General features: G+C 27.0%; 13 protein-coding genes and 1 other annotated feature (1 of these 14 running past the window's edge). Of the genes, 12 read left to right on the forward strand and 1 reads right to left on the reverse strand.

Going from position 1 to position 15196, the window contains the following annotated elements; all coding sequences use genetic code 11:
- Positions 1-203 (forward strand) — a binding site (T-box leader); it begins 34 nt to the left of the window's first position.
- Positions 204-285: 82 nt separating this feature from the next.
- The 12 genes from pheS (at position 286) to ACK2WN_RS04180 (ending at position 14005) form a co-directional block, all read left to right on the forward strand.
- Positions 286-1305 carry a phenylalanine--tRNA ligase subunit alpha gene (gene pheS, locus ACK2WN_RS04125; RefSeq protein ID WP_006440760.1) on the forward strand — a complete coding sequence of 340 codons (1020 nt, stop codon included), beginning with the start codon at positions 286-288 and terminating at the stop codon, positions 1303-1305.
- A 27-nt stretch (positions 1306-1332) separates the two neighbouring features.
- The gene (pheT, locus tag ACK2WN_RS04130) at positions 1333-3726 is read left to right on the forward strand and encodes a phenylalanine--tRNA ligase subunit beta (RefSeq protein ID WP_416154912.1); all 2394 of its coding nucleotides are present in this window, start codon (positions 1333-1335) and stop codon (positions 3724-3726) included.
- A gap of 30 nt (positions 3727-3756) precedes the next feature.
- Entirely contained in the window at positions 3757-4368 is a 612-nt protein-coding gene (gene zapA, locus ACK2WN_RS04135) for a cell division protein ZapA (protein ID WP_416154913.1), read from the forward strand.
- Positions 4369-4534: 166 nt separating this feature from the next.
- Positions 4535-6964 carry a DUF3656 domain-containing U32 family peptidase gene (locus tag ACK2WN_RS04140; RefSeq protein WP_416154925.1) on the forward strand — a complete coding sequence of 810 codons (2430 nt, stop codon included), beginning with the start codon at positions 4535-4537 and terminating at the stop codon, positions 6962-6964.
- A 1-nt stretch (position 6965) separates the two neighbouring features.
- A complete protein-coding gene (locus tag ACK2WN_RS04145; RefSeq protein ID WP_329982776.1) occupies positions 6966-7448 on the forward strand; it encodes an 8-oxo-dGTP diphosphatase in 483 nt (160 codons plus the stop codon).
- A gap of 116 nt (positions 7449-7564) precedes the next feature.
- Complete coding sequence (locus tag ACK2WN_RS04150) at positions 7565-7702, forward strand: hypothetical protein (protein ID WP_158573253.1); 138 nt, start codon at positions 7565-7567, stop codon at positions 7700-7702.
- 377 nt (positions 7703-8079) lie between these two features.
- Positions 8080-8796 (forward strand): LytR/AlgR family response regulator transcription factor, encoded by a 717-nt coding sequence (locus ACK2WN_RS04155; RefSeq protein ID WP_416154914.1) that lies wholly within the window; start codon positions 8080-8082, stop codon positions 8794-8796.
- A complete protein-coding gene (locus tag ACK2WN_RS04160; protein ID WP_416154915.1) occupies positions 8796-10142 on the forward strand; it encodes an ATP-binding protein in 1347 nt (448 codons plus the stop codon). Before ACK2WN_RS04155 ends, ACK2WN_RS04160 begins: the two co-directional genes overlap by 1 nt.
- 497 nt (positions 10143-10639) lie before the next feature.
- Positions 10640-11893, forward strand: a complete 1254-nt coding sequence (locus ACK2WN_RS04165; protein ID WP_416154916.1) for a radical SAM protein — start codon at positions 10640-10642, stop codon at positions 11891-11893.
- Positions 11894-11947: 54 nt separating this feature from the next.
- Positions 11948-12070, forward strand: a complete 123-nt coding sequence (locus tag ACK2WN_RS04170; RefSeq protein ID WP_300528812.1) for a hypothetical protein — start codon at positions 11948-11950, stop codon at positions 12068-12070.
- 57 nt (positions 12071-12127) lie between these two features.
- Complete coding sequence (locus tag ACK2WN_RS04175; protein WP_158573256.1) at positions 12128-12298, forward strand: hypothetical protein; 171 nt, start codon at positions 12128-12130, stop codon at positions 12296-12298.
- A 144-nt stretch (positions 12299-12442) separates the two neighbouring features.
- A complete protein-coding gene (locus tag ACK2WN_RS04180; protein ID WP_416154917.1) occupies positions 12443-14005 on the forward strand; it encodes an ABC transporter transmembrane domain-containing protein in 1563 nt (520 codons plus the stop codon).
- A gap of 261 nt (positions 14006-14266) precedes the next feature.
- On the opposite strand, the gene ACK2WN_RS04185 is transcribed toward ACK2WN_RS04180, so the two are convergent.
- Positions 14267-15139 carry a S1 RNA-binding domain-containing protein gene (locus ACK2WN_RS04185; RefSeq protein WP_416154918.1) on the reverse strand — a complete coding sequence of 291 codons (873 nt, stop codon included), beginning with the start codon at positions 15137-15139 and terminating at the stop codon, positions 14267-14269.
- Positions 15140-15196: the final 57 nt, after the last annotated feature.

A 15196-nucleotide genomic window follows, 5' to 3' on the forward strand; every position in this document is an offset into this window, starting at 1 on the left:
ATTTCAGTAAAGAGATAGATTGTCGTTGGCTGTGAGCAATCTTCTGAGATATCATAGGAAGTTCGCTCTGGAGTTTCTAAGCTGAAGTCTTACGATGTGTAGGTTTGGACGTATAAGATGCGTTAAATCTTTTGAGGTGGTCTAATTAAAGTTTATTAGGCTACTAGGGTGGTACCGCGGAATTATAGTCTTTCGTCCCTAGCTGGGATTGAAAGACTTTTTTTATGCAAATTATGAAAATAAGAAAACTAAGAAAAATTATTAAATGAAAGGGTGATATTAAAGATGCAGGAAAAACTTCTTGAATTACAGAAAAATGCATTAGCTGAAATAGCAGAGGCAGACAGTATAGAAAAAGCTGAAAGTCTTAGAGTTAAATACCTTGGTAAAAAGGGAGAACTTACAATAATATTAAAAGGAATGGGAAAATTATCTGCTGAAGAAAGACCAGTAGTTGGTAAAGTAGGTAATGAAGTTAGAACAGCTATAGAAGAAGGAATAAACAACGCTAAAACTGAACTTAAAAAAGCAGAACAGGCTAAAAAACTAGCAGAAGAAGTAATAGACGTTACAATGCCTTCAAAAGAATTTAAAGTAGGTAAAAAACATCCTATAACTAAAATAATAGATGAAGTAACTGATATATTCATAGGAATGGGATTCTCTATAGCAGAAGGTCCAGAAGTTGAAACAGTTAGAAACAACTTCGATGCATTAAATGCTCCAAAAGACCATCCATCAAGAGATATGTCAGATACATTCTACATAAACGATGATTTATTATTAAGAACACAGACTTCTCCAGTTCAGATAAGAACTATGGAAAAAGAAGACTTACCAATAAAAATAATAGCTCCTGGAAGATGCTTCAGATCTGACTCTCCAGATGCTACACATTCTCCAATGTTCCATCAGATAGAGCTTCTAGTTGTTGGAAAAGACATAACAATGACAGAATTCAAAGGAACTTTAAACACATTTGTTCAGAAATTATTCGGAAGTGAAACAAATACAAAATTCAGACCTCACAACTTCCCATTCACTGAACCAAGTGCAGAAATAGACGTAACTTGCTTCAAATGTGGTGGTAAAGGTTGCCCAGTTTGTAAAGGAGAAGGTTGGATAGAAATATTAGGTGCAGGTATGGTACATCCTAACGTACTTAGAAACTGTGGAATAGATCCAGAAGTTTACAGTGGATTTGCAGCAGGTATGGGTGTTGAAAGACTTGCAATGCTTAAATACGGTATAGATGACATAAGATTATTATTCGAAAATGATGTTAGATTCTTAGATCAGTTCTAATTTGATGAAATAGGGAGGAAAATATAAATGTTAGTATCAGTAAAATGGTTAAGAGATTACGTAGATATAGATATGGACGTAAAAGAATTTGCCGATATGATGACAATGACAGGGACTAAAATGGAAACTGTTGAATACTTCGGTGAAGATATAGAAAATGTTGTAGTTGGGAAAATATTAGAGATAAACCCACATCCAAATGCAGATAAATTAATAGTAACAAAAGTTGACGCTGGAGAAAAAATTCTTCAGATAGTAACAGGAGCAAAAAATGTAAAAGTTGGAGATTATATACCTCTAGCAATACACGGAGCTAAACTTCCTGGTGGAATAAAAATAAAAACAGGAAAATTAAGAGGCGAAGTATCAGAAGGTATGATGTGTTCTGCTGCTGAACTTGGAATAGATGAAAAATACGTTGAAGAATACAAAAAGAACGGAATATTCCTTCTTGATTACGAAGATACTTATGAAACAGGTAAAGATGTTAAAGAAGTTCTTGGTATAAATGATGCAGTTATAGATTTCGAATTAACATCAAATAGACCAGACTGCAGATGTGTAATAGGTATAGCTAGAGAAGCAGCTGTAACAGTTGGTAAAAAAGTTAAATACCCAGAAGTATCTGTTAAAGAAGAAGCTGACGAAGCAATAGATTTCGATGTACAGATAGAAAACCCAGAATTATGTAGAAGATATGCAGCTAGAATAGTTAAAGATGTTAAAATAGCTCCATCTCCATACTGGATGCAGAGAAGATTAATAGAAGCTGGTGTAAGACCTATAAATAATATAGTAGATATAACTAACTATGTAATGTTAGAGATGGGTCAGCCAATGCACGCATTTGACTTAAGTGATATAGGAACTGGAAAAATAGTTGTTAGAAATGCTGAAGAAGGAGAAAAATTCGTTACTCTAGATGAACAGGAAAGAACTCTTGATAAAGATATGTTAGTTATAACTAATGGAGAAAAATCTTTAGCTTTAGCTGGTGTAATGGGTGGATTAAACTCAGAAATAAAAGACACTACAACTGAATTATTATTCGAAAGTGCAAACTTCCAGGCTGAAAACGTAAGAGCTACTTCTAAAAAATTAGGACTTAGAACAGAATCTTCTTCAAGATTCGAAAAAGGTATAGATCCAAACTTAGCAGAACTTGCTGTAAACAGAGCAGCTCAGTTAGTTGAAATGTTAGGAGCAGGTAAAGTATTAAAAGGTATAGAAGATAACTATCCTTCAAAACCAGAACAGAAAATACTTACAGTAAATCCTAAGAGAATAACAGCTAGATTAGGAATAGACCTTCCAATAGCTCAGTTCATAGAAATATTAGAATCATTAGAATTCGACTGTGATTTAAAATCTGCTGAAGAATTAGAAATAAGAGTGCCTTCATTCAGATTAGATATGGAACAGGAAGCTGATGTTCTTGAAGAAATAGCAAGAATATACGGATTCGAAAATATACCAGCTAAACAGTTAGAAGGTAACTACACAGCAGGTATAAAAACTGAAAGACAGAAATTCAACGATATACTAAAATCTACTGCTCTATCAACAGGATTATATGAAGTACTTAGCTACTCATTCGTAAGTCCATCAGGAGTAGATAAAATAAAATTACCTGCAGATTCTCCAAAGAGAAACTTTGTAAAACTTTTAAATCCACTTGGAGAAGAAACTTCTGTAATGAGAACTACAATGATACCAAATATGCTTGATATAGTATACACTAATATGTCTAGAAAGAACGCAGAATTCGCAGGATTCGAATGTGGACATGTATTTGTACCAAGTGAAGAAGGACTTCCTTCAGAATTAAACCATATGTGTATGGCAATGTACGGAAAAGAAGTAGACTTCTTCGTATTAAAAGGTGCAGTTGAAAAAGTTCTTGAAAGAGCAGGAATGAAAGAATACGAAATAATACCAGAAAAAGAAAACACTACATTCCATCCAGGTAGATGTGCTAAAATAGTATGTAATGGAACATTAGTAGGTTACTTAGGAGAAGTACATCCTGATGTACTTGAAAACTATGGATTAACTCAGAGAGTATATGTTTGTGAAATAGACACAGATGTAGTATTTGAAAACTCAGACAGAACAATAATATTCAAATCTCTTCCAAAATATCCATCTACATCAAGAGATATAGCACTTACTGTAAAAGATGAAGTATATGTAAAAGATATAGAAGATATAATAAAAGCTAACGGAGAAGGATTAGTTGAAAGTTATAGATTATTCGACGTATACAGAGGATCTCAGATAGAAACTGGATATAAATCTGTAGCATACAGCATAACTTATAGAAGTGCTGAAAAAACACTTACTGATGATGACATAGCACCAGTTCATGAAAACATATTAAAAGAATTAAGCGAAAAATTAGGTGCTGAATTAAGAGCTTAATGAAAAGTAATCATTAGGGGGTTGAAACCGATGAATAAGGTAACTGTAAAAATACAGGGAGCTGAATATCAGATGACAGGAGATAAGCCTGTTGAAAAAATGAAACAGATAGCTGACTATGTAGACAGTGAAATGAGTACAATAGCTGAGGCGAATTCAAGACTTAGTATATCAGCAGTATCAATACTTACAGCTCTAAACATAGCAGATCTTCTATTTGAATGCTCTGAAGAAAACCAGGAAATAGCTAAAGAGCTTGAAGAATTACAGGAAAATGCAGAAAATGGTATAAACTCTGAAGCTGCAAAAGAATTAGAAGAAAAAATAGCATTAAAAGACCAGGAAATAGAAGAGTTAAAAAACGGGGTTGAATCTAAAAACTCAGAACTTGAAGAGCTACAGAAAAGAATGGCAGAACTTATGGAAATAGTAGAAGAAAAGAAAAAAGAAATCTTAGAACTACAGAATCCAGAAGTATGCCAGGAAATTAATGTAGATGAAAGAATAAAAGAGCTAGAAGAAAAATTAGCTGAGGCTAATAAAAAGGTAGAAACTGCTGAACAGATAGCATCTGAATTCCAGAACAATGCCTACGAACTTCAGCTTGAAAACACTGAGCTTAAAAATAAATTAGACAAATAACGCAAATGTATTGCAAAAAGAGTCGCTTGATACATATAATATATGGAGCGGCTCTTTTTTTTATGCCGATTTTTAAGTGAAAATAATTGTTTTTAAAAAGAAATTATATTAGATAATTGTTGGAATGTTGAAATAAAATTATGATTTCAATAAGAAGGAGGAAATGATGAATAAAATAGAACTTCTTGCTCCGGTTGGAAGCTTTGAAGCGTTAAAGGCAGCTGTTCAAAATGGTGCAGATGCAGTTTATTTAGGTGGAAAAGATTTTAGTGCTAGAGCATCTGCAAATAATTTTGATAGAGAAGAACTACAGGAAGCAGTTAAATACTGCCATACAAGAGGAGTTAAACTCTTTATAACAGTAAATACATTGATAAAACAGAATGAGGTAGAGGACTTTATTGAGTATATAAAATTCTTATACGATATAGATATAGATGCTGTAATTGTGCAGGATATAGGTATGGCAATGCTTATAAAAAGAGAACTTCCAGACTTTGAAATACACGCAAGCACTCAGATGGCAGCACATTCATTAGAAGATGTAGAGTATTTAAAAAGTATAGGATTTGATAGAGTTGTACTTGCTAGAGAACTAAGTGCACCAGAAATAAAAGAAATTTGCTCAAAGGTTAAGGTTGATATAGAGGTATTCGTACATGGAGCACTGTGCGTATGCTATTCTGGTCAGTGTTTAATGAGTAGTATGATAGGAAATAGATCTGGAAATAGAGGTAGATGTGCACAGCCTTGCAGACAGAAATATGAATTAATAGATGTAGAAACAGGTGAAACTGTAAACACAAATGGAGAATACCTACTAAGTCCTAGAGATTTAAATACTATAGAAGAAATTGGAGAAGTAATAGACGCAGGTGTATTATCTCTAAAAATAGAAGGTAGAATGAAAAGACCTGAGTATGTTGCAACAGTTGTATCTGCATATAGACATGCAGCAGATAACTATATAGCTACAGGAAAAACTGGTGTAACTACTGAAGACATGAACGAGCTTTATACAATCTTTAATAGAAAATTCACTAGAGGATATATACTTGGAGAAAAAGGTATAGATATAATGAACTCTGAAAAACCAAACAACAGAGGTTTATATATTGGTAAGGTAGTAGATTTTAATAAGAAAAGAAAAAGATTAAAGATAAAATTAGAAAATACTCTTAAAAAAGGCGATGGAATAAACCTTGGTGGAGGAACTATAGGTAGAATAATCAAGGGAAATGAGATAAGTGAAATAGGATTCGCTGGAGAAACTATAGAGCTAGACTTTGTAGGAGAGGCTAGAAAAAATCAGGATGTTTTCAAAACATCGGATAACTCTTTAATAGAAAGGGTAAAATCTACTTTTGAAAGCGATAAAGAGTTAGTAAAAACTCCTGTTTATATGAGATATAAGGCTTATATAGGAGAAAAACCTGTACTTGAAATATCTGATACAGAAGGTAATTCTGTGCTAGTTGAGGGAGAAAAAGAGGCAGAAAAAGCTATGAAGGTAGCATTATCTGAAGAAAAGGCAAAATCTCAGCTTGAAAAACTTGGAAACACTCCTTATGAGTTAGAAAATATAGAACTAGATATAGGTGAAGATGTTAGTATTCCCGTAAGTATGATAAATAAAATGAGAAGGGAAGCTATAGAAAAATTATCTGATTCAAGAGAAGTTGTAAAAGGAAGAAGTCTAAAAGATAAGGAAATAAACTATTCTATAAAAGATAAAAGACCAGAGTATTTAGAAGAAGAGCCTAGAATAAGAGTTAAGGTTAAAAATTTAGAACAGTTAAAAGCAGTTGCGGATTTAGAAATAGATACAATATACTATGAAAACTTATATGATTTCGCTGAAGCTAAAAAAATAGCTGTAGAAAACGACAAGAAAATAGTATACTCTGCACCTAGAATAATGAGAAATCCTGACTACAAGGTATTTGATAAGATAATAGATGAAATAACTGAAGAGGATTCTGTACTTGCAGCGAGCTGGGGAGAAATAAAATTCTTTACAGAAAACTGTGGATGTGGAATAAGAGCAGATTGGTCATTAAATGCATTCAACGGAGAGAGCATGAATTGGCTTAGAAATAGTGGAATGGAAAGTATATGTATATCTCAGGAAATGAATGTGAGTGAAATAAAAGAATCTATAAAACACACAGATGCAGAAATAGAAACAGTTGTATACGGATACGCACCTATGATGATAAGTGAATACTGTCCAATGGGTGTACTTGTAAGAAACTGCAAAAAAGACAAAAGATGTGCAGAATGTAGAAAAGATAAATATATGTTAGAAGATCAGAAGGGAAGCAAGTTTAGACTATCTCAGAGCGAATTCTGTAGAACTACTATATATAATTCTGAACCTACAATAATGCTTGAAAATCTTGAAGATGTTGCAGAAACTGGTGTTGACTTCTTTAGATTAGACTTCTCACTAGAAACACCAGAAGAAGTTAGAGAAATAGCTAAAGCATATATAGAAACAACAGAAAACGACTTTGAATTAAGCAACACTGCAAAAAAAGTGTTAAATAAAAACAGAAATTACACAACTGCTCACTTCTACAAAGGAGTTGAGTAATATGAATAAGACAGTACTTACAACTATTTGCTATATTGAAAAAGGTGGCAAAACGCTTATGCTTTATAGAAATAAAAAGAAAAATGACGTACATGAAGGAAAATACGTCGGGATTGGTGGAAAATTTGAATTTGGAGAAACTCCAGAAGAATGTATAATTAGAGAGATTAAAGAAGAAACTGGATTAACTGTAAATTCACTTAGATATCATGGACTTATTTCTTTCCCTAAATTTGCAAATGATGACAACTGGTACATGTTTATATTTAGTTGTAGAGATTTTGAAGGGGAAGTTCCTGAAGATAGATTAGATGATTGTCCAGAGGGTAGACTTCTTTGGGTCGATAACGATAAGGTTATGGACTTAAATATGTGGGATGGAGATAGAGTATTTTTAGAGTGGGTAGCAACTAAAAAAGTCTTTAATGCAAAAATTGAATACGAGGATGGAGAATTAAAGAGATATAACGTGGATTTTTATTAAGAAAATATTAGATTTATCCAGATAGGCAATAATAATACCTAGTTGGGCAAAATAGAATAATTATAAAAAAATAAATGCTATAATATCAGTAACATAAAATGAAAGAGGTAAAAATTATGAAATATAAAAAATTAATATCATTATTTTTAGTTACTATTATTACAGCATTATCTTTTACTCAAGTATTTGCTAATGAAAATACTGTAAAACCACAAACTGTGGATCCACTTAAAAAATCTGTACTTAGAAATTAAAGGCTGGGATGTCAAATGAGTAATAATATAAAATTAAAATTAATTTTGTTATCAGTAATATCTATCTTAATTTATTATATTCCACAAAATATTTAAAAATCGACAGCCCTAATAGCAGATACAGCAAAATATGAAGTTATTTTTAGTATAATAAGCATATTGTTAATACTATTTATATTTTCCTTATTTATAATATTTATAACTGATATAAATAAAAAATTATAGATTAATTAAATAATATTTTTACTGGAGAAAACAAGAAGAGTGAAATACTTTTCTTGTTTTTTTTGTAACAATATTGTAAATTATAGCATATGAAAAAGGACTATAATATAAATATAGATATTTTTATGAAAAAATTTGGATGGTGATAAAATATGTATAATATAGTTATTTGTGAAGATAATAAAGAACAAATAAAAATAATACTAAATTACTTAAGGATAATATTTGAAAATATAGATGATAATTATAATTATAATATTAATATATTTAATTCAGCAGAGGAAATGTTGGAAAAAAATATAGATGATGTAGATATATTTTTATTAGATATAAAAATGAAAAAAATGAGTGGAATGGAAGCAGCTCAAAATATAAGAAGTAGAGGTATTAATTCTGAAATAATTTTTTTGACTGGACTTATAGAGTATGCTAAAGATGGATATAAGGTAAGGGCGTATAGATATATATTAAAACCTATAAAATTTGATGAGCTTCAAGAAAGTATTTTGATTTGTATAGAAGAAATAAATAAAAATAAAAGAAAGTATTTTCTAATAGATCAAAATGGGAAAATAGAAAAAATAAAAATAGATTTAATAAAATATATTGAGATAAATAGAAAAGAATTAATAATTCATTTAGTTGATAAAAACATTATTTATTCTTGGAAAAGTATAGCAGAGTTTGATAAAAAATTAGAAAAATATGGATTTTTTAGAGTACATAAAAGTTTTTTAGTGAATATGATATATATTGATTTAATAACAAATGATGCCGTTATTATTGGAGAAGATAAAGTTCCTGTTAGCAAATATAGAATAAAAGATTTGAAACAAAAATTTACTAGATTTATAGGGAGAAAAATATAATGGAGAATATATTTTACTGCGAATTGATTAGAATATTTTCTAGTGTATTTGATATATTAATTTTTATGGTTATAATAAATAAATTTGAAAGTAGAGTGAAAAATAAAAGAGAATTTGCCTACTCGAATTTATTATTAATTTTAGTTATAGTTATAGAGTCTATTTTTAGTAAAGATTTATTTTTAAGATTATTTATAAACATATTATTTGTAAGTATGAATATTAGATATAATTATAATATAAGATTGCAAAGATTATTTTTTATAATATTTATTTATAGTTTATTTATTATAGGAATAGATTCATTAGTAACGATATTTTTAATGAAAGTTCAAAATATAGAAAGAATAAATTTATTATTTAATAATTATATTTATTTTATACAGTATTTTGTTGTTACGAAGGTAATACTAGTTTTAAATTTACTAAAAATAAAAAAAGAACGTTGGAAATTTGTATTTGACTTAGAAAAAGAAGAATATTTAAAATTTTTATTGCCTGTAATAGTAAATATTGTTAGCATAGTGATAATATTTGAATTTTTGATGACTAATACAATAAAGTACAATTCTAATTTTATAACAATTTTAATTTTAATAATATCCGCTATAATTTCAAATATAGCTATAATAAAAATGATTATACGAATATTAAAAAACAATAAATTAGATTATGAAAATAAGTTGATAAAAGAAAAGTTAAATATGCAGTACCAATATTATAACTCTATGCAAAAGAATTATTCAAAAGTTAGAGAAATATACCATGATATGAATAATCATATTATGTGTATAGAAAAATTAAATAGTATGGATAGGAAAAAATATATAAATGAAATAAAAGAAAAATTAGAGGATGTAAAAAATAATTTTCATACTAATAATTTAATATTAGACATTATACTTATGGAAAAAGAGGAAATATGCAAAGAATATAATATAAATTTATATGTAGATTTAAACTTAAAAAAGTGTGATTTTATAGAAATGACAGATATATGCACTATATTTTCTAATTTGCTTGACAATGCTATAGAAGCTAGTAAAAATATAGAAGATGAAGAAAATAAAAAAATATTTATAAAAGATACTATAGTAAATAAATTTTATTTAATAAAAATAGAAAATAATAAAAAAAATATAATTATAAAAAAAGAAAATAGAATTATTACTAGTAAAAAAGATGATTTTTTGCATGGATTAGGTTTACAAAGTGTAAGAAATGCAGTTGAAAAATATAATGGAAATATGGATATAAATGATAGCGAAAATGTATTCGAGATAATAATCTATATTCCATTGGTCCAGATAAGCAATAATAATACCCAGATAGGCAAAATATATTGAATAGTTTAAATTAAGATGTTATTTTGTAAACAAAGATTTTGAAAGAAGATAATTGTTTATAAGGTGATATCTTTTTTTTATAAAAAAATTATTAATGAAAAGAGGTGTATTTATAAAGATGGATAAAATAAAATCTTTTAATTATAAACTTGATGACTTTTTCCAAAGGAATAAATTGATATCAAGTATAATAATATTTATTCCATTTACATTAATTTTAATGAAAAATATAGGTATATTATCAGAAAATAATAATTTAAGTATATATATTGTTTTAAGCATTATAGCGTATATTGTTTCAGCGCATAGCAATATTAAAATTTATAAATGGATATCTATTTTAAATTTAATTTTAAGTTTTTCAATATATACATTAATAATATTTCCTTTATTATTTTTTATTAATATTTTGGAATTATTTTCTTGTATTTCACCTTATATTTGTATGATTTTAATTTTATATATTTCAAAAATTAAATAATAAAATGGAGGTAAAAATGAAATTTTCACAGTTTAATATTGAACATAAAATTGAAAATAATATTTTATTATATAATACATTTAGTTCAGGAATTCTTTTAATAGAAGAAGAAGATTTGAATGAGTATAAAAATATAAAATTGGATATTGATAAAAATGAATCCTTATTAAAAAAAGAATTGATAAAGGGAAATATGATAGTAGAGGATTCTTTGAATGAAGTAGATTTAATAAAATATTATAGTAATATATTGAGATATAAAAATGAAGGATTATTTTTAACTATAGCACCAACTCTATCATGTAATTTTGTATGTCCTTATTGTTATGAAAAAGGTGTAGATTTTACAACAATGAATGAAAATACAATAGAAAATACTTTGAAATTTATAAAAAACAATATAAAAAAAGATGAACCGTTAAGTATAAGCTGGTATGGTGGAGAACCGCTTATGGCATTTAATATAATTGAAAAATTAACAAATGAAATATTAAAGTATGTTAATATAGAAAATTTTTCTGCAGATATAGTTACTAATGGATATTTACTTACAAGAGAATATGCTAAAAAAATGAAAGAAATGAAGATAAACTCAGCTCAGATAACATTAGATGGACCTCCTAAAATACATGATTCTAGGAGAAAACTTTCTTCAGGTAGAGGTAGTTTTGATAGAATAATAGAAAATATAAAAAATAGTTGTGATTTAATAGATATAACAATAAGAGTTAATTTAGATAATACAAATAAGGAAGGAATAGATGAATTAGTAAGTATACTAAAAGAAAAAGATATATATGATAAAGTATTTTTATATATAGCAAAAGTAGAAGATTTACTTAATGAAAATAATATTAATATATTGAAAGAAGAAGAATTTACTGAATACAATAGTAGGTTTTTAAGAAAAAATAAAAATTTTAGTAATATATCTGAATTTAATCCTAATATTTGTGGAGCTGTAACCAACAACTCTTTTGTAATAGATCCAAATGGGAATCTTTACAAATGTTGGGATGAAATAGGTAGAAAAAAAGGATGTATAGGAAATGTAAAAGATGGAATAGAGCTTAACAACACAGTAATTTATTATGGAGCTTATAATCCAGTTGAAGATAATCAATGCAGAAAATGCAATTTATTACCTATATGTATGGGTGGATGTCCTTATTCAAAGAAAATGTATGGTAAAAATGATTGCTTTGAAAAAAAAGAGATAGTTATAAGGAAAATAGAAAATATTTACAAGCAAAAGCTAGAATATAATTAATTCAAATTGTTATAAAACTAACCTTATAGCTTAAAAATATAGGAGAAAATAAATATGAAGTGGATTTCAGAAGTAAATACATTAAATAACAAAGAAAGTAGACTAGGTGGAGGACCATCTCCATGTATACCACATAAACCATGTAAATTAACATTATGTCCTAAATTATGTGTATGAAAATGTACTTGTGGTAAACAAAATAATTGTATAAAAAAATAACGGAGGATTAGTAATATGAAATGGATATCAGAAAGTAAAAATTCAATTACTGGTAAAGTAGATTGCTTTTTTGTATTTAATGAAGGAGTTAATACAGAGCAAGAAAAAGGTAAATTAAAAGGATGTATACTAAACTTTAATTGTAAAACACAGAATAACTGTGTAAAAAAAGGAAGAAAACTATAAAAATATATTTAGCTATAGGGTTAGTTTTACATAATGAAAGAAGTGATTTATATATTAAGTAAAATAAAATTTTTTGTTAAAGATATAAAATTAATAATAAAATATATAAAAAAAATAGATATTTCTATCAAAGAATTTATTTTTATGCAAATATTAATTTTCTTAGAAATGATATTCTATTTGATAAACCCCTTTATTATGGGGAAAATAATAGATTGTATATCAAAAGAAAATGGAATAAATAAATTGAATTACTATATCTTGTTTATGGTGATAATATATATTTTTAATATTATTACATATAGAATTAGATCAGTTTATATATTAAAGATAACAGCTAGAGTAGAAAAGAAAATAAAATTAGATATATTCAATAATATATTAAATTTAGATTATTTGTATACTAGAAATATCAATAAAGGATTACTAATAAATAATATTGAAGATGATGCTATGAATGCAGCTAGTATATTAGGAGAGTTTTTGGATTTTATTAGATGTATAGTAACAGTTATATTTATTTTGTTTATAATGATAAAAATAAATTTATTATTAAGTTTGTTAATTTTAATATTTATTCCTATTGAATTTTTAGTATTTTTAGTTATGGGAAGAGTTATAAAAAATAAATTAGAAATATTAATGAAAATGAAAGATAAATATTTGAATTTTATAAATGATACATTAAATGGGTTAAAAGTGATAAATATATTTAATATTATAGATAAAAGAAATAATGAATTTAAAGGCTTAACAAACAAAATATATGATAAAGCTGTGCAAAAGTCAAAGTTGGATATAGATATGTATATTATTATAAATATAATATCTTTCATTTCTAATATATTGATTTTATTAGTTGGTGGATATTTATGCCTAAAAAATATAATAACTATAGGTATATTAGTTAGTTTTAACTCATATTCAGAAAAATTTAAAACAGAAAGTAGTAATTTATCTAGTTTTAATTCATTGATACAGAATATAAGTATATCTTTGGAAAGGATAGATAATATATGTAATAAAGATAATTATTTTTCTAATAAAAAAGAAAAAAAATCAAAAGATTTAAACGGAGAAATGATCTCTGTTAAAATTAAAAATCTATCTTTTGGATATATAAAAAATAATGAAATAATTAAAAATTTTAATTATGAATTTTTAAAAGGTAATATATATAGAATAATTGGAGAAAATGGAAAAGGAAAATCTACTGTATTAGATATATTGTCTGGATTATATCCTAATAATATCGAAGAATTAGAAATTAATTACAGAAGAATAGTTGAAATCAATGAATATAGAAAAAATATTGCATATATAGATCAAAATTCATATATTTTTACTGATACAATTTACCAAAATATATCATTGTATAGGAATATAGATTTAAGAAGTATAAGAAAAATTTGCAAAAAACTTAATATAGATGATTTAATAATGAGTTTTCCAGAAAATTATAATACAGTTTTAAATAAAGAAATAAATTTATCTGGGGGACAAAAGCAAAAAATACTTATAGCTAGGGCTTTTGTTGAAAAAAAAGAAATTTATATTTTTGACGAAGTAACTTCTGCATTAGATAGAGAAAATAAAATGATATTTTATAATATTATAAATGAAATAAAAAAAGATAGTATTATTATCCTCGTATCACATGAAGAAATTTTAAGTGAACTAACTAATGTAGAAGAAATATATTTATAATAAAAAAGGAGTAAAAAAATGAAGTGGATGTCAGAACCAAATGATAAGAATAATACTACAACATATGCAAATTGCTATACGAATAATGGACAATGTAAAAAATTCAAAATATGTGGTAAAGTATGTATATTGCATTTTATTTGCAAAGTACAAAATAATAACGTGAAGTAACTAAGTATAGAGTATATGAAAAAAAGTCTGTAAATTTAATCGCCTTCTATGGTAATATCAAATTAATCATAGGAGGCGATTTTTCATTATCTATTTTAAATATGTTCCGTTTTCGTCCTGGTATACTATACCTTTTCTCATAAGTACACCTAAAGCTCTTTTGAAGTTCTTTTTACTTGAATTGAATAATATTTTTATATCTTTTGGATCAGATTTGTCGTTAAATCTCATATATCCATCATTTCCTTCAAGATAGCTTAATATCTTGTATTCAACTGAATCCATTTCAGATTTTCTGTCCGCTCTTGGAGTGAGTCCAAGTTTTCCGTCTTCATATATTTTTATAACTTTTAGGTTTTCCATAACCTGTCCGACATCTAAATCTGTGAAGTATTCGTTATTTAGTATAACTGCAGCGTATTTGTTGTCTACACAAAGCATAGCAGTTCCATTAGTCTGGAATCCGTACACTATACCAGTTACAGTATCTCCCAAATTGTACTCATGGTCTGTAGTTAGATGATTGTCTATATCAGTAGTTGCAGCTATTCTTCCGCTCTTATCTACATATATATAGAATAAATATTTTTCATCTCTAAACATTGGATGAGTTTTTTCTCTAAATGGTACAAGTACATCCTTTGGAAGTCCAACATCTATAAATGTACCTATATCAGTATTATCAACTACTTTAAGATATGCTATATCCCCCACGCAAGCTAAAGGTTTCTTTGTAGTTGCAGCAAATCTTCCTTTAGAATCTTTGAATATGAAGACTTCTACTTCTTTTCCGACCTCGATTTCAGTTCCGTCTTCAATAAATTTGTTGTGAAGTAGTACATCGTCAGTTGAGTTACCTGTCTGACCATCTAAGAAATAGCCAAAATCAGCTTTTCTCTTAACTTCAAGCGTATTTAATTCTCCTATTTTTACCAAATTTTTCACTCCTAACGTTTTAATCATTAAATCTATTATAATACATAAGTCATATGAAATGGAAAGTTATTTTAATTTAAGAGA

Origin of the sequence: Peptacetobacter sp. AB800 (assembly GCF_047807365.1) — a bacterium.
GTDB lineage: Bacteria > Bacillota > Clostridia > Peptostreptococcales > Peptostreptococcaceae > Peptacetobacter.

Bases quoted from the DNA above. Each gene is read 5' to 3' on its own strand.
- ACK2WN_RS04165 (WP_416154916.1), top strand. From the start codon at position 10,640: ATGAAATTTTCACAGTTTAATATTGAACATAAAATTGAAAATAATATT.
- ACK2WN_RS04180 (WP_416154917.1), top strand. From the start codon at position 12,443: ATGCAAATATTAATTTTCTTAGAAATGATATTCTATTTGATAAACCCC.
- ACK2WN_RS04150 (WP_158573253.1), top strand. From the start codon at position 7,565: ATGAAATATAAAAAATTAATATCATTATTTTTAGTTACTATTATTACA.
- ACK2WN_RS04145 (WP_329982776.1), top strand. From the start codon at position 6,966: ATGAATAAGACAGTACTTACAACTATTTGCTATATTGAAAAAGGTGGC.
- pheS (WP_006440760.1), top strand. From the start codon at position 286: ATGCAGGAAAAACTTCTTGAATTACAGAAAAATGCATTAGCTGAAATA.
- ACK2WN_RS04160 (WP_416154915.1), top strand. From the start codon at position 8,796: ATGGAGAATATATTTTACTGCGAATTGATTAGAATATTTTCTAGTGTA.
- ACK2WN_RS04140 (WP_416154925.1), top strand. From the start codon at position 4,535: ATGAATAAAATAGAACTTCTTGCTCCGGTTGGAAGCTTTGAAGCGTTA.
- ACK2WN_RS04170 (WP_300528812.1), top strand. From the start codon at position 11,948: ATGAAGTGGATTTCAGAAGTAAATACATTAAATAACAAAGAAAGTAGA.
- ACK2WN_RS04155 (WP_416154914.1), top strand. From the start codon at position 8,080: ATGTATAATATAGTTATTTGTGAAGATAATAAAGAACAAATAAAAATA.
- ACK2WN_RS04175 (WP_158573256.1), top strand. From the start codon at position 12,128: ATGAAATGGATATCAGAAAGTAAAAATTCAATTACTGGTAAAGTAGAT.
- ACK2WN_RS04185 (WP_416154918.1), bottom strand. From the start codon at position 15,139: ATGATTAAAACGTTAGGAGTGAAAAATTTGGTAAAAATAGGAGAATTA.
- pheT (WP_416154912.1), top strand. From the start codon at position 1,333: ATGTTAGTATCAGTAAAATGGTTAAGAGATTACGTAGATATAGATATG.
- zapA (WP_416154913.1), top strand. From the start codon at position 3,757: ATGAATAAGGTAACTGTAAAAATACAGGGAGCTGAATATCAGATGACA.